Source organism: Pseudomonas sp. AC247 (assembly GCF_979258015.1).
This window is the reverse complement of record NZ_OZ409829.1, coordinates 1,499,442-1,519,331: the sequence shown is the minus strand read 5'-3', so window position 1 is coordinate 1,519,331 and position 19,890 is coordinate 1,499,442. Positions and strand designations below refer to the sequence as shown.

General features: G+C 59.8%; 12 protein-coding genes and 3 pseudogenes. 5 read left to right on the top strand and 10 right to left on the bottom strand.

The window, feature by feature from the left end; translation table 11 throughout:
* Positions 1 to 377 precede the first annotated feature (377 nt).
* Positions 378 to 836 carry a DMT family transporter gene (locus ACZZ0B_RS07040; RefSeq protein WP_158834343.1) on the bottom strand — a complete coding sequence of 153 codons (459 nt, stop codon included), beginning with the start codon at positions 834 to 836 and terminating at the stop codon, positions 378 to 380.
* Positions 836 to 1,321, bottom strand: a complete 486-nt coding sequence (locus ACZZ0B_RS07035; protein WP_440095325.1) for a DMT family transporter — start codon at positions 1,319 to 1,321, stop codon at positions 836 to 838. The genes ACZZ0B_RS07040 and ACZZ0B_RS07035 overlap by 1 nt, the downstream gene beginning before the upstream one ends.
* A gap of 112 nt (positions 1,322 to 1,433) precedes the next feature.
* Here ACZZ0B_RS07035 and ACZZ0B_RS07030 point away from each other — a divergent pair, with 112 nt between their 5' ends.
* Entirely contained in the window at positions 1,434 to 2,369 is a 936-nt protein-coding gene (locus ACZZ0B_RS07030) for a LysR family transcriptional regulator (protein ID WP_463544704.1), read from the top strand.
* Between the two features lie 109 nt (positions 2,370 to 2,478).
* On the opposite strand, the pseudogene ACZZ0B_RS07025 reads toward ACZZ0B_RS07030, so the two are convergent.
* The 3 genes and pseudogenes from ACZZ0B_RS07025 to ACZZ0B_RS07015 form a co-directional block, all read right to left on the bottom strand.
* A pseudogene (locus ACZZ0B_RS07025) lies at positions 2,479 to 3,072 on the bottom strand (methyl-accepting chemotaxis protein); the annotation flags it as partial.
* 312 nt (positions 3,073 to 3,384) lie between these two features.
* Positions 3,385 to 4,161: pseudogene (locus ACZZ0B_RS07020) on the bottom strand (cache domain-containing protein); the annotation flags it as partial.
* Positions 4,162 to 4,326: 165 nt separating this feature from the next.
* Positions 4,327 to 5,646, bottom strand: a complete 1,320-nt coding sequence (locus ACZZ0B_RS07015) for a Na+/H+ antiporter family protein (protein ID WP_008081492.1) — start codon at positions 5,644 to 5,646, stop codon at positions 4,327 to 4,329.
* A 185-nt stretch (positions 5,647 to 5,831) separates the two neighbouring features.
* On the opposite strand from ACZZ0B_RS07015, the pseudogene ACZZ0B_RS07010 reads away from it, so the two are divergent.
* Positions 5,832 to 7,310 (top strand): annotated as a pseudogene (locus tag ACZZ0B_RS07010) (PDC sensor domain-containing protein); the annotation flags it as partial.
* A gap of 102 nt (positions 7,311 to 7,412) precedes the next feature.
* Positions 7,413 to 8,168: a methyl-accepting chemotaxis protein gene (locus ACZZ0B_RS07005; protein ID WP_440095591.1), complete on the top strand. Its 756-nt coding sequence runs from the start codon at positions 7,413 to 7,415 to the stop codon at positions 8,166 to 8,168.
* A gap of 112 nt (positions 8,169 to 8,280) precedes the next feature.
* Here ACZZ0B_RS07005 and ACZZ0B_RS07000 read toward each other — a convergent pair whose 3' ends face one another.
* From ACZZ0B_RS07000 to ACZZ0B_RS06985, 4 genes are read right to left on the bottom strand one after another with little or no spacing between them, the layout of a single operon-like run.
* On the bottom strand, positions 8,281 to 9,594 hold the full coding sequence (locus ACZZ0B_RS07000) for a sensor histidine kinase (protein ID WP_463544703.1): 1,314 nt from the start codon (positions 9,592 to 9,594) through the stop codon (positions 8,281 to 8,283).
* The gene (locus ACZZ0B_RS06995; RefSeq protein ID WP_008081496.1) at positions 9,591 to 10,259 is read right to left on the bottom strand and encodes a response regulator transcription factor; all 669 of its coding nucleotides are present in this window, start codon (positions 10,257 to 10,259) and stop codon (positions 9,591 to 9,593) included. The genes ACZZ0B_RS07000 and ACZZ0B_RS06995 overlap by 4 nt, the downstream gene beginning before the upstream one ends.
* Positions 10,260 to 10,262: 3 nt before the next feature.
* Entirely contained in the window at positions 10,263 to 10,574 is a 312-nt protein-coding gene (locus tag ACZZ0B_RS06990) for a PepSY domain-containing protein (RefSeq protein WP_008081498.1), read from the bottom strand.
* Positions 10,574 to 10,882 carry a PepSY domain-containing protein gene (locus ACZZ0B_RS06985; protein WP_008081499.1) on the bottom strand — a complete coding sequence of 103 codons (309 nt, stop codon included), beginning with the start codon at positions 10,880 to 10,882 and terminating at the stop codon, positions 10,574 to 10,576. Before ACZZ0B_RS06985 ends, ACZZ0B_RS06990 begins: the two co-directional genes overlap by 1 nt.
* A gap of 246 nt (positions 10,883 to 11,128) precedes the next feature.
* On the opposite strand from ACZZ0B_RS06985, the gene ACZZ0B_RS06980 reads away from it, so the two are divergent.
* Entirely contained in the window at positions 11,129 to 12,208 is a 1,080-nt protein-coding gene (locus tag ACZZ0B_RS06980; protein WP_463544702.1) for a patatin-like phospholipase family protein, read from the top strand.
* Positions 12,209 to 12,293: 85 nt separating this feature from the next.
* Positions 12,294 to 12,650 (top strand): 6-carboxytetrahydropterin synthase QueD, encoded by a 357-nt coding sequence (gene queD, locus ACZZ0B_RS06975; protein ID WP_007915588.1) that lies wholly within the window; start codon positions 12,294 to 12,296, stop codon positions 12,648 to 12,650.
* A 60-nt stretch (positions 12,651 to 12,710) separates the two neighbouring features.
* On the opposite strand, the gene ACZZ0B_RS06970 is transcribed toward queD, so the two are convergent.
* A complete protein-coding gene (locus tag ACZZ0B_RS06970) occupies positions 12,711 to 19,841 on the bottom strand; it encodes a TcdA/TcdB pore-forming domain-containing protein (protein WP_463544701.1) in 7,131 nt (2,376 codons plus the stop codon).
* Positions 19,842 to 19,890: the final 49 nt, after the last annotated feature.

The window sequence follows — 19,890 nt, the reverse complement described above, 5'->3', positions numbered from 1 at the left end:
GGCTTCCGACGGTTTCGCTCTTATCAGCGAGTCCCTTTTTCAAACGCCGGAATGCCGGCCCGGCGAAAATTCAAAAACCAGAGCCAGATCAAAAGATCGCAGCCTTCGGCAGCTCCTACGGGGGATTGCATCGAAAGATTGGCAGGCTGCCAGCAAGCGAAGCCGATAAACCATGTAGGAGCTGCCGCAGGCTGCGATCTTTTGATCTTGCTCTTAAAAGATAAAGTCAAAAGATCGCAGCCTTCGGCAGCTCCTACAGGGGATGATGGTATGGCTGGGAGAGGTGGGTCGGCTGTCAGGCCGCCTTCGCGAGCAAGCTTTGCTCCTACGAAGAACAACAGCTGAACGCGCACCGCTTGCCCCCCAAAAAACCCGAATCAATCCCCCGTACGCACACTGCTCCGATACATAAACACCAAAGCCAACCCCAAACACCCCATCGCCAAAACCCGGCTACCGGACAAATCGATCGCCGGGTTGCCAAACCAGCCAAAATTATCGATCAACATCCCCATCCCCAACTGCCCGACAATCACCGCCACGGTCGCCACCGCCGTACCGACCCGAGGCACAGCGCCGACCATGACAATCATGTACACCACGCCAAACAGTGCCCCACTGAGCTGCCACTTCGGCACATCAAGCAAACTCACCGAATGCGCCGGTTCGAAAAACACAATCAGCAATCCGGTCACCAGCGCACCCACGGCGAACGTCAGCAAACTGCTGCGCAACACGCCGACAGTTTCCCCCAAGCGCCCATTGATCGCTGCCTGAACACTCAGCACCGCACCTGCCGCAACCACCACGGCCAACAAAATAATCAGACTCATCATCAACCCCGAGCAATCAAAACAAGTGCCGCCACAATCAGCAACAACGCCAGCCAACGTTCACCGTTGACCTTCTTGCGCGCCGTCCCGAACCAGCCGAAATGGTCGATCAACACACTCTTGCCGACTTGCCCGGAGAGGATCGCGATCATCGTCATGGCGATGCCGATGTGCGGCGTGGCCAGGGTCAGTACCACCACGTAGATCGGCCCGAGAATGCCCCCGATCAACTGCCAGCGCGGCAAGGTGTTCAGCGCCGGGCCCTTCTGCGGGCCGGCAAACAACAGCAGCAAAAACAGAATCGCCGAGCCCACGCCAAAGATGCTCAACGTCGCCCACAGATGCCCGACCTGCGCGCCCAATGGCCCGAGCAACCCGGCCTCTACCGACAACCCCATGCCCGCCATTATCACCAGCGGCAGCAATAACCAGCGCAGCCCCGGTTTGGCCACCGGTGCCGCCACATTCACTTCATCCAACGTTTGCATAAACACAATCCAGCCCAGTCAACGATGGCGCGGATTATCGGCTGGCGTCGCTGTGCGATAAATGGGAGCATCCGGACAACACTTTTGCGCATCACGCACAGCAGGACAGATCATGCACGGGCTCAGCGAACTCGGATTCAAGGCACTGCGGTTATTTGTGGCCGTGCTCGACCATGGCAGTTTTTCCGAAGTGGCCCGCCGCGAGGGCGTGGCGCCCTCTTCGATCTCCCGGCAAATCCAGTTGATGGAGCAGGCGCTGAACCAGCAATTGCTCTACCGCCACACCCGCGCCGTCACGCCGACCGAAGCCGGGCGCATGCTCGGCTACCACGCGCGATTGTTGCTGGTGCAACTGGAAGAAGCTGAACAAGCCTTGCAGGAACAGCAAAGCGAACCCACCGGCCTGGTGCGCATCAACGCACCGGTGGTCTTCGGTCAGCGGCATCTGACGCCGTGGCTGGGGCAGTTGTGCGCGCGCTATCCGAAGCTGCAACTGGATATCCAGCAGACCGACCACTACGTCGACCCGCTGCAGGAAGGCGCGGATTTGCTGTTTCGCATCGGCCCGCTGCACGACTCGAGCATGCAGGCGCGGATTGTCGCGCCGCACCGCTTTCAGGTCGCCGCCAGCCCGGCGTATCTCAAGCGTCACGGCACACCGCAACAGCCTGAAGACCTCGCGCAGCATCAATGCCTGGCCTACAAAGGCGCGGCCGGTCTGCAACGCTGGTTTTTCCGCCGCGAGGGTGAAGACTGGACACCGTATTCGGTGAAAGGCCCGATCACCGGCAACCATGCCGACACCCTCACGCAAGCCGCCGAACAAGGTTTGGGCCTGGTGATGTTTCCGTCGTGGCTGATTGGCGAAGCGGTGCGCGAAGGCACGTTGGTGCCGGTGCTGGGGGAGTATCAGGTGTCGAACAGCCTGGAACCGCAGCAGATCGCGGTGCTGTGGCCGGGCAGCCGCCGGCTGTCAGTGAAGGTGCGCACGGTCATCGACTTCTTCATCGAATGCTTCGGCGAAATCCCCTACTGGGACAGACCATGATTTCCCATGTAGGCGCTGCCGCAGGCTGCGATCTTTTGATCTTGATTGTTAAAAACCAGATCAAAAGATCGCAGCCTGCGGCAGCTCCTACATTGGATTGTGAGGGGAGTCAGATACGGAACTGGCCCACGAGTTTGCCCAGGCGCTGGCCAAGTTCGGCCAGGCTGCGTGAGGTCTGCGCGCCGAGTTGCGTCTCATCGGCGACGTTGTCCACCGCCACCGCAATCTGATGCACGCTGCGGTTGATCTCCTCCGCCACCGCCGTCTGCTCTTCCGCCGCACTGGCGATCTGCGCGTTCATCGAGTTGATCGTCGCAATCAGCGACGCCATTGCATCCAGCGACGCGCCAGCCTGATTGGCCTGTTGCGAGGTGCCGTCACCGGCCTCGCTGGAGCGGCGCATCGCCTCGACCGCCTGCTGCGTACCCGCCTGCAAGCGGTCGATCATGCCCTGAATTTCCTGGGTGCTGATCTGCGTGCGACTGGCCAACGCGCGCACCTCGTCCGCCACCACGGCAAAGCCGCGCCCGGCCTCACCGGCGCGCGCCGCTTCGATCGCCGCGTTCAGCGCCAGCAGGTTGGTCTGCTCGGCAATCGAACGGATCACCCCGAGCACGCCGACAATCGAGGTCACGTCCTGCTGCAGGCTGTCGAGGGAGACACCGCTGCTGCGGATGTCATCGACCAACGCATGAATCTGTTTGATGCTGCCCGCCACCACGCGCTTGGCGCTCTGGCCTTCTTCGTCGGTCTGCTGGGCGGCGACGGCGGCGTTCTGCGCGCTCTTGGCCACTTCCTGCGCGGCGGCAGACATCTCGTTGATGGCCGTGGCGACCTGATCAGTCTCGTGACGCTGCCGCTCCATCGCCTGATCGGAACGCTGCGCCTGATCGGACACCTGCGTCACCAGCCCGGTGAGTTGCGTGGTCATCTCGGTGATCTGCCGCACCAGGCCGTGGATCTTGTCGACGAAGCGGTTGAACGAGCCGGCCAGCTCGCCGAGTTCGTCCTGGCTGGTGATGTTCAGGCGGCGGGTCAGATCGCCCTCGCCTGCCGCGATGTCGTCGAGGTTGGCTTTCATCAGGGTCAGCGGACGCAGAATGGTATTGGCCAGCAGCATGCCCGCCGCCGCGATCACCAACAGCACCACCAACGCCACGCCGACGATGCTCAGCACCACGCCTTGCATGCGTTCCTGCACCTGCGCTTCAACCTGCGCCACTTGCGCTTCGATGCCGTCGAGATTGACCGAGGTACCGACGGCCATGTCCCACTTCGCCAGGTATTCGGTGTAACCGAGTTTCGGCACCAGCACTTGCGCATTGCCCGGCAGCGGCGAGCTGTATTGCAGATAGTGAGTGCCGTCCTTCGCGACCTTCACCAGGCCCTGATTGACGTAAACACCGTTCGGGTCGCGATTGTCCTTGAAGCTTTTGCCCACGCCTTCCGGGTCGTTGGCCTTGAACAGGCGCACGGTCTCGGAGTCGTAGCCGAAGAAGTAGCCGTCCTTGCCGTAGCGGATACCCGAGAGCAATTTGATCGCTTGCGCCCGCGCCGCTTCATCGCCCGGGGCGGCCGCGTCGTAGAGCGGTTTGATCGTAGTCATGGCCACGGCCACATAACTTTGCAGGGTCGCTTTGGCGTCGCCGAGCAGGCGTTCGCGGGTCTGTTCGACCTCTTTGTGCGCTTGTTCCTGGAGGATGAACAGCGTGGTCAGGCTGATGACCAGCGCAAAGAGCAATACCGGAAGAACGGCGAGGGACAGGACTTTAGCCTTGAGGCTCAGGCGCATTGTGGGGGCTCACTCTTTTGGTTTTATTGGCGTGGTTAAAGGCTTTAACGGCACGCCAGAGCAAAAGTTGAAGCCGCAAAAAAAGATCGCAGCCTTCGGCAGCTCCTACAGAGATCGATGTAGGAGCTGCCGAAGGCTGCGATCTTTTGATCTTCAGAGGCTAAATTACAACACCATCGCGGCCACCCAGCCGAACGCCAGCAGCGGCAGGTTGTAGTGCAGGAACGTCGGCACCACGGTGTCCCAGATGTGGTGATGCTGACCGTCAACGTTCAAACCGGAGGTTGGCCCCAGCGTCGAATCCGAGGCCGGCGAACCGGTATCGCCCAACGCCCCGGCAGTGCCGACGATGCACACGATCGCCATCGGGCTGAAGCCCAACTGCACGCACAACGGCACGAAAATCGCCGCCAGAATCGGCACGGTCGAGAACGACGAGCCGATACCGATGGTCACCATCAAACCCACCAGCAACATCAACAACGCGCCGATGGCCTGACTGTGATCGATCCACGCCGCCGCGCTTTCGACCAGGGTGCGCACTTCGCCGGTGGCCTTGAGCACTTCGGCAAACCCCGAGGCCGAGATCATGATGAAGCCGATCATCGCCATCATCTTCATGCCTTCGGTGAACAGGTCGTCGGTTTCACGCCATTTCACGATGCCTGACGCCGAAAAGATCAGAAAACCGGCCAGCGCGCCGATAATCATCGAGTCCAGCAACAGTTGAATGATGAACGCAGCCGCAATCGCCAGACCGGCAATGCCAATGGTTTTCGGGTTGTAGGCCACGCTGACCTGCTCGACCTGTTCAATCTTCTCCAGATCGTAAACGCGCTTTTTGCGGTAGCTGAAAAACACCGCCACCAACAGACCGAAGACCATGCCCAGCGCCGGAATCGCCATGGCGTGCATGACATTGATCTGGCTGATGTCGACGCCGGCCTTGCTGACGTTGGCCAGCAGAATCTGATTAAGGAAGATGTTGCCGAAGCCGACCGGGAACACCATGTAGGGCGTGATCAGACCGAAGGTCATGACGCAGGCGATCAGGCGGCGGTCGAGTTGCAGCTTGGTCAGCACATATAGAAGTGGCGGCACCAGCAGCGGAATGAAGGCGATGTGGATCGGCAGAATGTTCTGCGAAGCGATCGCCACCACCCACAGCAAACCAATCAGCAGCCATTTGACGCTGCCGCCGCCGCTCGAATGCTGCCGGTCAACCATCGCCAGGGCCTTGTCGGCCAGCGCATGGGCCAGGCCGGACTTGGCAATAGCCACGGCGAAAGCGCCGAGCAGCGCGTAGGACAACGCCACCGTCGCCCCGCCACCGAGACCGCTGTTGAACGCCTTGAGCGTGGCATCGATGCCCAGACCACCGGTCAGGCCACCGACGAGCGCGCCGACGATCAAAGCGATCACCACATGCACGCGGGACAAGCTGAGCACCAGCATGACGCCGACCGCGGCTATGACTGCATTCATTTCACTACCTCAAAAAACACTGCGATGGAAAACACACCGCCAGACAGGATGAGTCCGCCAACGGGTTACCGGCGGATTTGCAAAGAGGGTCTTATTAGAAGGGCGCGCACTGTGCCGCAGAGTGGCGGCGGTGTCAAAACTACAGGGTGATTGATCGTTCCCACGCTCTGCGTGGGAATGCCTCAATGGACGCTCTGCGTCCGCTTTGGGACGCGGAGCGTCCCGGGCTGCATTCCCACGCAGAGCGTGGGAACGATCACGTCCAAAGCATGACAGTGCGGCAATTGGTCATATTGTGTTTCAGGGATAAAGAAAGCCGATTTGCGGCCGTTACAGTGCAAAGTCTCAGATATTTATCGAATAAGGACGTCTCCATGTCGCTCAGACAACTTTCCATCCAATGGAAAATCACCCTGCTCGCCGGCCTCTGCCTGGCCGGTATCGTGACCCTGTTGGTGGGTCTTTCGCTGTATCGCATGGAGCACAGTTCCGAACTGGTGAAAGCCTCCAGCATGGAGATGCTCACCGAGTCCGCTCAGGCGCGCATCGAGTCGCAAGGCGAAGTGCAAGCCGCCGGCATTCGTCAACAGTTCATGGATGCCTATCAGTACGGCCACGGCTTCTCGCGGCAGGTGCTGTTCCTGCGCGAACAAGCCGAGAAGCGCTTCCTCGATGCCTTCGACCTGCGCGAAGACATGACCCGTCAGGTCAAATCCGCGCTGCAAGCCAACCCGGACCTGCTCGGCCTGTCGCTGGTGTTCGAAGCCAATGCGTTGGACGGCAAGGACGAACTGTTCGCCGGCCAGGCTGAGCTGGGCAGCAACGACAAGGGCCGTTTCGCCTTGTACTGGTCGCAACCGACCCCGGGCAAAGTCACCTCGATGGCCCTGCCGGAAAGCGACATGGCCGACACCAGCACCGGCCCCAGCGGCCAGGCCGCGAATGCCTGGTTCACCTGCCCGCGCACCACACTCAAACCGTGTGTGATCGAACCGTACTTCTACGTGATCGACGGCCACAACGTGCTGATGACCAGCATCGTTTTCCCGCTGACGGTCAACGGCAAAGTCATCGCCTCGCTGTCGGTCGACATCAACCTCAACAGCCTGCAAGCGATCAGTCAGGGCGCGAGCAAGAAGCTCTATGACGGCCAGACCGCCGTGAGCATCATCAGCCCGACCGGTCTGCTCGCCGGGTACAGCCCGGACGCCGGCAAACTCAGCCAGCGTCTGGACGCCGTGGACAAAACCAGCGGCAGCGAACTGCTGCGCATGCTCGCGGCCAGCAGCAGCGTCAGCAGCCTGCACAGCAATGGTCAGCTGAAAGTGCTGTCGCCGTTCCAGCCGATTCCCGGCGGCCCGTCGTGGGCCGTGTTGCTCGATGTGCCGGAGAAAGTCCTGGTCAGCCGCGCCGAAGCGCTCAAGCAACAGCTGGACGCAAGCAACAATTCGGGCACGCTGATCGAGCTGAGCCTCGGCGTGCTGGCCGCGTTGATCGGCCTGCTGCTGGTATGGCTGATGGCGCGCAGCGTGACCAAGCCGATCCTCGGCGTGGCGCACATGCTTGAAGACATCGCCAGCGGCGAAGGTGATCTGACGCGCCGTCTGGCCTACGACAAGCAGGACGAACTCGGCCAGTTGGCCGGTTGGTTCAACCGTTTCCTCGACAAGTTGCAGCCGATCATCGCCGACGTGAAGCGCTCGGTGCAGGACGCACGCAACACCGCCGACCAGTCCTCGGCCATCGCCACCCAGACCAGCGCCGGCATGGAGCAGCAATACCGTCAGGTCGATCAGGTCGCCACCGCCTCCCACGAAATGAGCGCGACCGCGCAAGACGTCGCGCGCAGTGCCGCACAAGCTGCCGAAGCCGCCAAGGATGCCGATCGCGCCACCCGCCAGGGCCTGACCGTGATCGACCGCACCACCGCGAGCATCGACACCCTCGCCGCTGACATGAGTGCAGCCATGGTGCAAGTCGAAGGCCTGGCTGCCAACAGCGAGAAAATCGGCACGGTGCTGGAAACCATCCGCGCCATCGCCGAACAGACCAACCTGCTGGCGCTCAACGCCGCGATCGAAGCGGCCCGTGCCGGTGAGGCCGGCCGCGGTTTCGCGGTGGTCGCCGACGAGGTCCGCAACCTCGCCCGCCGCACGCAGGAGTCGGTGGAAGAAACCCGTCAGGTCATCGAGCAATTGCAGAGCGGCACGCAGGATGTGGTCGGCTCGATGAACAACAGCCATCGTCAGGCACAGGGCAGTGTCGAGCAGGTAGGCCAGGCAGTGACCGCGCTGCGTCAGATCGGCGAGGCAGTGACGGTGATCAGCGACATGAACCTGCAGATTGCCAGCGCGGCGGAAGAGCAGAGCGCGGTGGCTGAAGAGATCAACAACAACGTGGCGACGATTCGCGACGTGACGGAGTCGTTGTCCGGGCAGGCAAATGAGTCGGCGCGGGTGAGCCAGTCGCTCAACAGCCTGGCGAATCAGCAGCAGAGCTTGATGGACCAGTTCCGCGTCTGACCCACACGACAGGTAGGAGCTGTCGAGTGCAACGAGGCTGCGATCTTTTGACCCTGCTTTAAAGATCAAAAGATCGCAGCCTGCGGCAGCTCCTACAGGGTGATGCGGGGGATCAGCGGCGCGGCAGTTCGATGAGGACTTTCAAGCCGCCCCACTCACTCTCGCCCAACACCAGCAACCCGCCCCACGTGTCGACGATGTCGCGCACAATCCCCAGCCCCAGGCCATGTCCGTGGGTCTGTTCATCCAGCCGCGTGCCACGACTGAACACCTGCGCGCGCTGTGCTTCGGGGATCCCCGGGCCGTCATCTTCCACGCTCAGGGCAAAACCATCCGTACGCTCGATCACACTCAAGCGCACCTCGGCATCCGCCCATTTGCAGGCGTTGTCCAAAAGGTTACCGAGCAGTTCGAGCAAATCCTCACGGTCCCACGGCAACTGCAGCCCGGCTGGCGCAACGTAGCTCAACGCCAGGTGCTCACCGTGAATCATGTTCAGCGTCGCCAGCAGCCCGGGCAATTCCGCATCACAATCAAACAGCGCGCCCGGCAGCGCATCACCGGACAACCGTGCGCGATTGAGTTCGCGATTAAGCCGCTGCTGCACCTGCTCCAGTTGCTCCTTGAGGATCTTGCGCAGCTCGGGATGGCCATCGAGTTTCTCACTCGACGCCAGGCTCAACAGCACCGCCAGCGGCGTTTTCAACGCATGCCCGAGGTTGCCCAAGGCATTGCGCGAACGCTTGAGGCTGTCTTCGGTGTGGGCAAGCAAATGGTTGATCTGCGCCACCAGTGGCTCCAGCTCCACCGGCACCTGATCATCGAGTTGCGAGCGCTGACCCTGCTGCAATTGCGCGATCTGCTCGCGCGCCCTTTCCAAAGGCTTCAACGCGCGGCGTACGGTCAGGCGCTGCAAGAACAGAATGAGCAGCAATGCCGCCAGACCCAGGCCGAGGCCGATCTGGCGCATGCGCTGAAAGCTCTCGCGCACCGGCGTGTAATCCTGCGCGACGCTGATCGAGATCGACTGTCCCAGACGCCGATAATCCGAACGCAGCACCAACAGTTGCTGACCGTCCGGGCCCAGTTGCAGGTTGCTGTGCAGACCGGACTGCTCCAGCAGCGGCAGATCCTGATCCCACAGCGAGCGCGAACGCCAGTGGCTGTCGGCAAAATCGATGCGGAAATAATGCCCGGAAAACGGCCGTTGATAGGCCGGCGACAGGTGCCGCTCATCCAGCTGCAAGCCTTGCGGGCCGCGCACCAGTGCCACCAGCAGGCTTTCGCTGTCGTTGCGCAGGCCGGCTTCGAGGTAACGCTGCAAACCCACTTCGAACAACCACAAACTGGTTTGCGCGACGACCAGACCGACGATCACCATCACGCTGATCAACCCCAGGCTCAAGCGGCGCTGGATCGACCTCACGAAGCCTGCCCGCCGAACAGGTAACCCTGGCCGCGACGGGTTTCGATGACACTTTTGCCCAGCTTGCGGCGCAGGTGATTGACATGGACTTCGAGGACGTTGGAATCACGCTCGGTTTCACCGTCGTAGAGGTGTTCGGCGAGGTGGCTTTTCGAGAGGATCTGCTCTGGGTGCAGCATGAAATAGCGCAGCAGACGGAATTCGGCGGCGGTCAGTTGAATGTCGGCACCGTCACGCACTACGCACTGGCGGCCCTCATCCAGATGCAGGCCGGCGGCCTTGAGCGTCGGCTGATTGGCCTGGCCCTTGGAGCGACGCAGCAGCGACTGAATCCGCAAGTACAGCTCTTCGGGGTGAAACGGTTTGGTCAGGTAATCGTCGGCGCCGGCCTTCAACCCCTCGATGCGCTCGGCCCAGGAATCACGCGCCGTGAGGATCAGCACCGGAATGGCCAAACCGCCGGCACGCCATTGCGCGAGCACCTCAAGCCCCGGCACGCCGGGCAGACCGAGGTCGAGAATGATCAGGTCATAGGGCTCGCTGCTGCCCTGATACACCGCATCGCGGCCGTCCGCCAGCCAATCGACCGCATAGCCCTGGCGTTGCAGGCCGGCGAGTAGCTCGTCGGCCAGCGGTACGTGGTCTTCCACCAATAGCAAACGCATCGATCAATCTTCCTTGTCTTTCACAAGTTCGCCAGTGTCGGCCTTCAGGTGCAACTCGCGGGCCACGCCTTCGGCGGTCAGCAACTCGACTTCATAAATGTAGACGTCGTGCTTTTCTTCCAGCTCGACCTCCAGCAGTTTCGCGCCGGGGTAACGGTCCATCGCCTGTTGCAGCACTTGCTCCAGCGGCAGAATCACGCCCTGCTTGCGCAGATTGAGGGCTTCGTCCGGACCGAGGTCGCGGGCCATCGCCGTCGAGCAAAACATCACCAGCGCCAACGCCGTGCGGCGCGTGGCGCAAACATTAACCTTCATTACGTATCCTGATGATCCTTGAGAACCTGCCCAGTCACCGCGTCTAATTCCAGATCCCACTCGAGACCCTGCGGATCACGCATTTCGACCTGATAAATGTACTTGCCGTACTGCTCTTCCAGCTCGGTGTCGGTGATCGTCGAGCCCGGATGTTTGGCCAGCGCCGTGGCGTTGAGCTTCTCGAAGGAGACGATAGTACCAGCGTCACGCAGACGCAGGGCTTCATCGGGGCCCAGATCGCGGGCGTGGGCGAGGCTGGCGGTGAAGCCGATGAACGCGGCAATGGACAGGGCAGTCAGGGTTTTCATGGTGTCTCCGTATTTTTTATGTGTTGCATACGGCGGGCACCTTAGCGATTTCAACTTAACTGAAACTGAATTGCCATCATCGTCCCACCCCAACACATCACCCCCTGTAGGAGCTGCCGCAGGCTGCGATCTTTTGATTTGGTCTTTTACTAAAAGCAAGATCAAAAGATCGCAGCCTGCGGCAGCTCCTACAGGAATTTGTGACATGTGCTTATAATTGTTTGCTTGCTAACGATCGAGACCGGTATGACCGCCATCCACATCAAATTCCCCGTCCTCACCCTTAAAGCCGGCCCTCGCGCCATGGCGCGGATTCGCGCGCAAGGCCTGAACGCCGCTGACGTCGGCACCCTGCCCGGCGCCGCGGGCGGGCCGAAGGCGTTGGGGATTCAGGGGCTGGATCTGGCGCTGTTCGGTGAATGGCTGCCGAGTGCGCCGCGCGAGCGTTCGCTGATCGGCGCCTCGGTCGGTTCCTGGCGCTTCGCCAGCGCCTGCCTGCCGGACGCCGCCGAAGGCATCCGCCGTCTCGGACATCTGTACGCCGAGCAGAACTTCAACAAAGGCGTGACCATGGCCGAGATCAGTCAGAGCTCGCAGCGCATGCTCAATGACCTGCTCGATGGCCGCGACGCGAGCATCCTCGACAACGCGCATTACCGCTTGAACATCATGGTGGTGAAAAGTCAGGGGCGTCTGGCTGATGACCATCGCGGTCGCCTCGGCCTGGCGCTGGGTTCGGTGATCGCCGACAACCTGCGGGGCCGCGCGCGGCTGTCGCGGCATTTCGAACGGCTGATCATCCACGATCCGCGTCTGGCGCCACCGGTGAATGCGCTGAACGACTTCCCCTCGCGCTTCGTCGCCCTGAATGTCGGCAACCTGCGTCAGGCGCTGCTGGCCTCGGGCTCGATCCCGATGGTCATGGAAGGCGTGCGCGACTTGCCGGGCGCCGGTGCCGGCACCTTCCGCGATGGCGGTCTGCTCGACTATCACCTCGACCTGCCCTACAGCGGCGACGGCATCGTGCTCTATCCGCATTTCACCGACCGGGTGATTCCGGGCTGGTTCGACAAGACCCTGCCGTGGCGCAAGGCTTCGGTGCAGCGCTTGCAGGACGTGCTGTTGCTCGCGCCGTCGAAGGAATATCTGGCGCGCCTGCCTTACGGCAAACTCCCTGATCGTAATGACTTCAAACGCTTCATGGGCGATGCGCCGAGCCGGCAGAAATACTGGCATGCGGCGATGGACGAAAGCCGCCGCCTGGGTGATGAGTTCCTCGAACTGGCTGCCAATGGTCGCCTCGCCGAGCGCTTGCTGACCCTTTAGTCAGCACGCCCAAACACAAGCTGGTAAACTCGCCGCCTGCCCGAATCGCTGCGGCGAACACCATCTGAACAGAGCCGAAAATACCGTGGAAATCTTCAAGGAATTTACTTTCGAATCCGCCCACCGCCTGCCGCACGTCCCGGACGGCCACAAGTGCGGACGTCTGCACGGTCACTCGTTCAAAGTGGCGCTTCACCTGAGCGGCGACCTCGATCCGCACACCGGCTGGATCCGCGATTTCTCCGAGATCAAGGCGATCTTCAAGCCGCTGTACGAGCGTCTGGATCACAACTACCTGAACGACATTCCCGGTCTGGAAAACCCGACCAGCGAAGTCCTGGCCAAATTCATCTGGAATGAAATGAAGCCATTGCTGCCGGAACTGAGCGCGATCCGTATCCACGAGACCTGCACCAGCGGTTGCATCTATCGCGGCGAGTAAAATGCAAAAAGGGTCGTGAGCTGCATTGCTCACGACCCTTTTTTTATCCGCTCACAGCGTTCATGCGCTGAGTGCGTCGATCACCGTCTTCAACTCGAGGGTCGCCCCTGCTTCCTGCGTTCGCCGCAGGGCCGTCATGAGTTGCTCGACATTCAAACGCTGCTCCTGCCCTTCGATGACCATACGCAAGAACATCGGTACACGCGATTCTTGATCCTGCGGCTCGACGTCGCGCACGATCAGGGTATGCGCATTGTCCGGATCGATCAGCATCAAGTGCCCTTGCGCTTCGGACAACAGCAGTCGCTCGTTGCCGGCCATCTCCAACACCAATGTGTGCTCGACCGATACCCCGTCTTCAGCCGCACGCCGACGATCCAGCACAATACACTCCAGTCGCTGCCAGGCCTCTTGCGACACGCGGCTCGTCTGCGTCAACGAGCCGAAAGCAAGGATCAGCGTCTCGACACCGTCGAGCAACAAGGGCTGCAAGTCACTGATCTCTACGGAGCTGTCCAGCGTGAGCACCTCGCCCACGCGGCCGGCATGGCTGTCGGTGAGCCAGATGTAATCCCTTGATCCGCGATTGAAAACCAGATTGTCCCGCGGGTCGAACAGCAGCGTTTCCTGCTGTTTCTTGACACCCAACAGCGCTGACCACTGCCCGTCGGGTCGTGCGCTGACCTCATACAAATGATCCTGATCCGCAACGTAGTAGGTGTAGCGCCCGCCGCTGCTTTCAACCGGCAATATCGGCGCGTGAGCATGGCCTGCCAGCAGAGCCTTCAGACGTTCGCGCAACGACAAACCGGAGTCTCTGGCTTGAGACCATTGATTTTCCACACTGACGATGCGTGCAGGTTGTCGATCCAATAGCTCCAGGTTCACGCCTTCACGCGTTCGCCCCCGCAACCCCTGGCCGTCAGCGACCACCTCGACAAACGCCCACTCGGACCAGACTTTTTCTGCCGCTGGCAGTCGTTCCGGCGACAGCAGTCGTGTGCCAGTGGCAAACACCTCTCGCAGATCTTTTAACGAACCTGTCGCCTGACGATAGAGTTGCCCTGCCTCGATATCCAGTAACCATGCCGCCTGGCCATCCGGGGTCAGACTGAGCAACGCCAGTTCTTTGCCGGGGCTGACCTGGCTCACTAACAGTTGACTGTCGACACACCAGGCCGCGAGCAACGTGCCATGGCTGAAACCCGCCAGGCCAATCACGGGAATGGGTTGCTTGCCATGCTGCTCGACCAGCGCAGGCAGTGCCCCCAGCCAGTCCGTGTGTTGTTCGAGCCAGCGCTTGCCGACGCCAATAAAGGTCAGCACGGCATTTTTATCGACCTCGAACAGTTGGCCATCGGCTTTCGTCAGGATGTAGCGTCCTGCCGAATGAGTCAGCTCTGTCACGTTGCTTTCGATGACTTCATCCAGTGCGGTGTCATAGCCTGAAGGATTGGAAAAAACCCGTAGCAGTTGCTTGTGGGTCACATCGTAGATCAGCATCGCGTCACTGGCCGACTCGTCCCACATCAGCATGATTCGCTGCACCGGTTCCTGAGCGAGCTGATCGTCATTCACATAGAACCTGTCGTCACTCAAACGCAGCCAGCCCGACAGGATCGCCGTGTTGTCGGCATACCCACGCAGCCCCACAAACGGCGCGGAGGTCCAGGTACTCATCGGTATATCCACAGCGATAATTTCATCCAGTTGCGGGTCAGGTTGGCGGAATCGATCCAACGGTGCCTTCCAGTACGCCTGCATGCCGACCGCTTCATTCCAATGACTTTCATAAGCGTTGATATGAAAGAAGGTGATCGTATTGGCAGAGATCAGATATTCCAGGGTGTAGCGGGTGGTCTCATCCCTGGTTTTTTCCTGGACGACGCGCAGCTTTCCATCAGCGGTCAACTCACAGCCGATGATGGTCGAACCTTTCCGCGGACTCAGCAGACGATAGGCGTGCCTGATGAGACCGGTGCTGACGTCGACGCGCCATACCGTTGCGTGCGCGGGGTGATAGAACCACGCCTGCTGACCCGAGACCGCGCCCAATACAACGCCCTCAAGCAACGAGGCCGGAAGGTTGCGCACGTACAGCACTCGGTTCTCGGCCACGTCGTAATAACCGGTGGTGTAGTGCACATCGGATTCACGGTTGAAGGGGACAATGAAGTGATGCAGCGCCACGTAATCGTTTGCCAGCCGGTTGGCCTGCGCAAGCGCACGCAGGCGCGTCAACACCAGGGCCATGTCGACCGGTTCATCGCTGCTGTCAGCCGTGCGCTTGTTCAGCGTGACAGACAATAACTGCCAAGTGTTTTTCTCACGATCAAACTGAAAGCGTTCGCCCCCCTTGAGCTGGAGGAAACCTTTGAAGCCAGTGATTCTGACTCCGTCGACGAGCAGATCATCGCCCTCGAATCCGACCTGTTTTTCACTCGCCCAAGGGGCACTGATCAACCAGCTCACATCATTGAAGGGCTCGTACTTCGCCAAGCGTACCGCGACGATCCCCGGGGTCAGTCCGAGCTGATAGACCCCGGATTGGCCGGTGATGTCGTAACTGATGAGCTGATGCCATTCCTTCGGCAATTCGGGAATAAGCAACTGCCGGGCCTGTTCATCGAGCTTCACCGTGATGGCGGTCGGCTTGTTGACGGGGAGCAGTTTGTAAAGGATGTGCGGCAGTGAGGGCGTGGAGAAAAACTTGAACCGCTGATCCGGGTCAGGCCAGGCAAATTCCAGCGTCTGCTTCCAGTCATCGAGAATGTTCGGAAACGAGGTGCTGATCGCCTCGATGCCACCCTTGTACGCGGGCCTGCCCTCGTAGACCGTCTGGTAGGTTCGCAGACGCAAGAAAAGATCCTCGTCCGGCCCATGCCCGGATGACCCTAACTGGTATTCATAACCGTAGTAACAAAGCGGTGTGCAGGGCAGCACGACGGCGTGGATTTGCCGCTCACTGTTGCCGGCAAATTCGAAGCTGTCCGCGCGGCCAAGCGCCTCGCGAATATTGATGGCCCGGTGCATGTCCTCCGGTTTCGCGCTGTAATCAGGCAGCCCCAGCGTCGAGAAATTCGCTGGGAAAAACTTCTGACTGTCGAACCTTACCCGGCGCGCCTGTAAATCCAGCTCGGTGATGACCGCTTCAACCGCAAACCTCAATACCCCGTCCTGACATTCGACACCCTCCTGCCCATAGGCTTCGTGAATCATGAACAGGTGCCGGCCAACGGCCCGGGCCTTGTCGCTGATCTGCCCCAGGTTGCTGGCAATCGCTGTAAAGCCGATGCCGAGCCCCAGCAACGGCACTGCCAGAAACGACGCCACCGTACCCACCGTCCCGCCAACCGCCAATGCGGTCAAGTCAAGTCCTAGCGCCGCCACGTTGAACACCAGCTGGGTGGTAAGTCGCGACCGCTCTTCATCATTGTTTGCCAGCGTCAGGCCATGGATGTCGAAGCCAATGTTGACCAGCGAAAAGCCGATCCCGACGCCGGTCGAGACCCGCCCGAGCAACCGTCCCGACAAAGAAGCATGTTGTTTGACCAACGCCTCTTCGCTGGCCGCCACCTGCCGTACCAGGTTGATCATCTGCACCGAATCCGTCAGCACGCCATAAGCCAGTTGCGCGTAACTCACATAAACTTGCACCTGCATGGCGATAGACAATGCCGGCACTGAACCCGCCTTTTGCTGATACTCGCGACTGCGCATTTCCGTCACCAGTGTCTGGATCGCAAAGGCGAAACTCAGCCGACTGCCACCCTCTCCCGCTCCAGGACCGCCGGCATTGCCGGAGACCGCATCGACCAGTTGCTGAATATGCTTTTTGATTTTGATGAAACGCGTATCGGCGGTAGTGACAAGGACCGTTTTTGCGGGATTGAGCGCGTCCACCATCGTCAGGCTGAAGCCCTGCGCTACGCTGCCCTTGACCGTCTCGAGCAAAGGCAGGTATTCGCCGCTCAGGGCGTATTTGTCACGCAGTTGTGTGGTCGCCAGATCGAGTTCACGCGTGAGGTAACGAGCATCCAGTTGTGACAGGCTTTCGCCCATTCGCGCGTTTTCCGAGAGCTGGCGTGTACGCAGCGTGGCCTGTTTATCCCACACGCCGACGGTCTGATCACCGGCAATCGGCGCGCTCTCCAGCAGACTGCCGACTTGCAGACTTGAAGGCAGCACTGTTTCAGCGATAGCGGCGGCGTTCAGTTCAACCACCCTGAACTGCAAGTCGGTCGCATCGGCCAGCCCATACAACCCGGCCAATTCAGCGCCGTCGCGCCGCAAATGGTCTTCGATACCTTGCTGCATCAACGCGCCCTGAGCAAAACCATACACCGCAAAATTCGGTTCGAAGAAGCGATAGCTGGTGTTGTCGCCCGTCACGACTTTGGCCACCAGCAACGCATGGCTACCGGTATCAAGCAACAGAACGGCGGTGTCTGTTTTCGCTTCGAGGGTTTGCATGATCGCTGGCAGATCGTGCTGCCCCAACAGCGTGCCGACCTCGAACAAGCGCACATCACTCAGATCGTCCAGTGCCGACAGCAAGGCACGGGAATCGGCTTCGTGCGCGTCCAGGCTGGCATTGGCGACCCGGCCGATAACGGCGCGCTCGGCACCCTCGCCACGGCTGAATGCTGCAGCCATGAGCAATGCCAGGGGATAACAGCGACGGCCGGGATCACCCGGCGAGTGCACCAGAAACGCCTGCGGCAATTGCCGGACAGACACCGCGCCACGGCTGAAAAACTGTTCACGGACACTCGCGGCATATTTAAGAATCCGCGTACGGTATTCCCATTGCGCGGTGCTATTGATTTGCGCAATGCGCTGGCCCCATTGCTTGAGGGTCATGGGTTCAGTCAACGCCAGTGCCTTGAGCGCATGGGCGCTCTGGTTGCCTGGCTTGGCCTGGCGCGCCAACGCTGCCTGGAAAGCCTGCGGCTGACGCGTCAGCAAGACTTTTTCGATCGCTTTAAAACGCGCGAAAACGCCACCGTCGGCGGTTTCACTGGCAAGTGCTTGCGCCGCTTGCCAGGCATCGGCAAATCCTGCGGCATCCAGAGTCTGTGCACCAAACAGTCCGCCGATGATAGCCCGATGCAACGGACTCAATTGCTCAAGCGGCAGCGAACCACGTTCCAGGTGCACCAGCAGCTCATTGAGATTACGCGGATGCTGCGCCCCGATGGATTGGGGTATTTCGTCGATCGTCTGATTGAGTATCTGCCGGCGTTCATCGAGGCTCAGACTGGCATTGCTCTCGAACACCACGTCACCCGTGAGCTTGTCGGTCATGGCGCGGATAAAGGGGTCGCCCAGATCATCGATCAGGCGTTGAACAATCGCGGTCACCAGCACCGGCTTGCCCTCGATCACCGGCCAGCCGCGCTTGAAGGTCAGCGTATTGCCGGGTTTAAGCAGTTCATGCAGATTGCCGGTGTAACGCGCTTTGAATTTGCCGTCGCGCCAGGCTTGTTGTTCGTTTTGCACCCATACAGAGTTGCCGTCAGCGCGTTCAATCCAGCCACTGATCAACTCCTCCTCAGTCGCGGTGTTATAGCCCTCTTGCAGGTATTGCGACGCCTGGATTTCTGAGGCGCCGCGGGTTGTGTATTGATAATCCGTGAATAAACGAGACGCCACCAATAGCGCTCCCGGCCCGGTCAAGGCGATGGTGCCTCCGGCGCCAGGCACCACACCATCACGATGGTAACCGTCAATGGCACTGATGATGCTTCCTTCATAAGTCTGCCAGATCTGCTTTAACGCGACGTTTCCGGAAAAAGGAAAGTCCACCTCACCCAACATGTTTTGAATAACACCAAAACTGCTCTCATCACTCCACGCTCGCCCGGTTTTATCCAAGTGAAGTTCTACCGCTTCAATCACATTGTAGTAATAACGAATCAGTTCCAGGGTGGCGCTGGTCATCCCCGCCCGCGGATGTGCAGCGATATACGCATTCATCAATTTCGGCGCAACATCACCTGTTGGCGGGTTAGAGGCCCCCATACCCAACATATCGCCAGAAGCAGCCTGGCGTATGAGGGGCGCAAAAATTCGATCAAGGGGCGGGTTACTTTCTGCAAACGCTTCAAGTGGGGGGAGGTACTCTTTCGGAATATGCTTTTTCAGATTTTTGTATCGACTTGCGTCGCGACCCGGCATTAATTGCCGATTGTGATCAAGTAATAATTGCAGGACACCTGAGCGAGCCTCATGGCTTAACGTTGAAAGATCAACTCCGCCCATTTCGCTGACCAATGGCGGTAAGTAGTCAAGGTCGCTGTAGGTACCGCCCTCCTGATAGACAGCTTGCAAACGCACCAGATCAGAAGCGGCTGCAAAGTTACCCCTCAAGGAAATTTCTCGGTCATAAGCAGACCACAGGAAATGCGATGCGAATTCCTCTCGGGCATTGCGCAATCGCACACGGTCGTCGGCCATGTCCAGATGGCTTTGCAGGTACCGTTTGCGCGCAGCGAGCAGTTGCGACTTATCCTGGGCAAACGCCTCGACCAGAAACTCGATACGTGCCTCGTCAGCACCAAGGCCGCGCCGTTGCGCCTGGTGGATGAAATCAAACGCCTGACGCCGCAGTACGGCCAGTCGTTCTTCATAGAGCTGGCCGAGCGCAACTCTGGAAATCGGTTGGTCGCCACCCGAGCGCATGGCATCTGCCTTGGCCGCCTGAATGAGCGTGCGACTGACATCGAAAGCCATCAACGCGTCCGGGTCGTACCAGATATTGAAAGTGAAACCTTCGGGAGCCCGGGCTTTCCAGATGTTGAAGTAATCGCGCTGGTTGGCGCCAAACATGGCACCGCCCACCCAGACAAAATGCATCTGGCTGGGCACCTCTGTTGCAGAAAGTGTCACTGTGTTCTGCAGACGCCGATGGTAATCATCAACTTTATTGCGCAAGTAGCCAATGCCTTCATCGTTAGAGCCTCGCCCTAACGTCTGCAGTGTTTCCTTCAACAGACTTATGACCTGGAACATACCCTCTGACGTTTCCTGTACCTGCGCAGCGGCGTAATACCGAAGCGCCGCCTCGTATTGCTCGGTACCGTGAAAGGCTGACAGAACTGCTTTAAATCCCACAGGATCAACAAAGGTGTGCCATTCCTGATGTTCACTGTTAACGAACTGCTCTAAAGCCATTTTCAATAAATCCATTTAATATGAAACAAGAAAACATTGACCCACGATTTGTCGCCACCTACTG

Bases quoted from the DNA above. Each gene is read 5' to 3' on its own strand.
- ACZZ0B_RS07040 (WP_158834343.1), bottom strand. From the start codon at position 836: ATGATGAGTCTGATTATTTTGTTGGCCGTGGTGGTTGCGGCAGGTGCG.
- ACZZ0B_RS07035 (WP_440095325.1), bottom strand. From the start codon at position 1,321: ATGCAAACGTTGGATGAAGTGAATGTGGCGGCACCGGTGGCCAAACCG.
- ACZZ0B_RS07030 (WP_463544704.1), top strand. From the start codon at position 1,434: ATGCACGGGCTCAGCGAACTCGGATTCAAGGCACTGCGGTTATTTGTG.
- ACZZ0B_RS07015 (WP_008081492.1), bottom strand. From the start codon at position 5,646: ATGAATGCAGTCATAGCCGCGGTCGGCGTCATGCTGGTGCTCAGCTTG.
- ACZZ0B_RS07005 (WP_440095591.1), top strand. From the start codon at position 7,413: ATGGAGCAGCAATACCGTCAGGTCGATCAGGTCGCCACCGCCTCCCAC.
- ACZZ0B_RS06995 (WP_008081496.1), bottom strand. From the start codon at position 10,259: ATGCGTTTGCTATTGGTGGAAGACCACGTACCGCTGGCCGACGAGCTA.
- ACZZ0B_RS06990 (WP_008081498.1), bottom strand. From the start codon at position 10,574: ATGAAGGTTAATGTTTGCGCCACGCGCCGCACGGCGTTGGCGCTGGTG.
- ACZZ0B_RS06985 (WP_008081499.1), bottom strand. From the start codon at position 10,882: ATGAAAACCCTGACTGCCCTGTCCATTGCCGCGTTCATCGGCTTCACC.
- ACZZ0B_RS06980 (WP_463544702.1), top strand. From the start codon at position 11,129: ATGACCGCCATCCACATCAAATTCCCCGTCCTCACCCTTAAAGCCGGC.
- ACZZ0B_RS06970 (WP_463544701.1), bottom strand. From the start codon at position 19,841: ATGGATTTATTGAAAATGGCTTTAGAGCAGTTCGTTAACAGTGAACAT.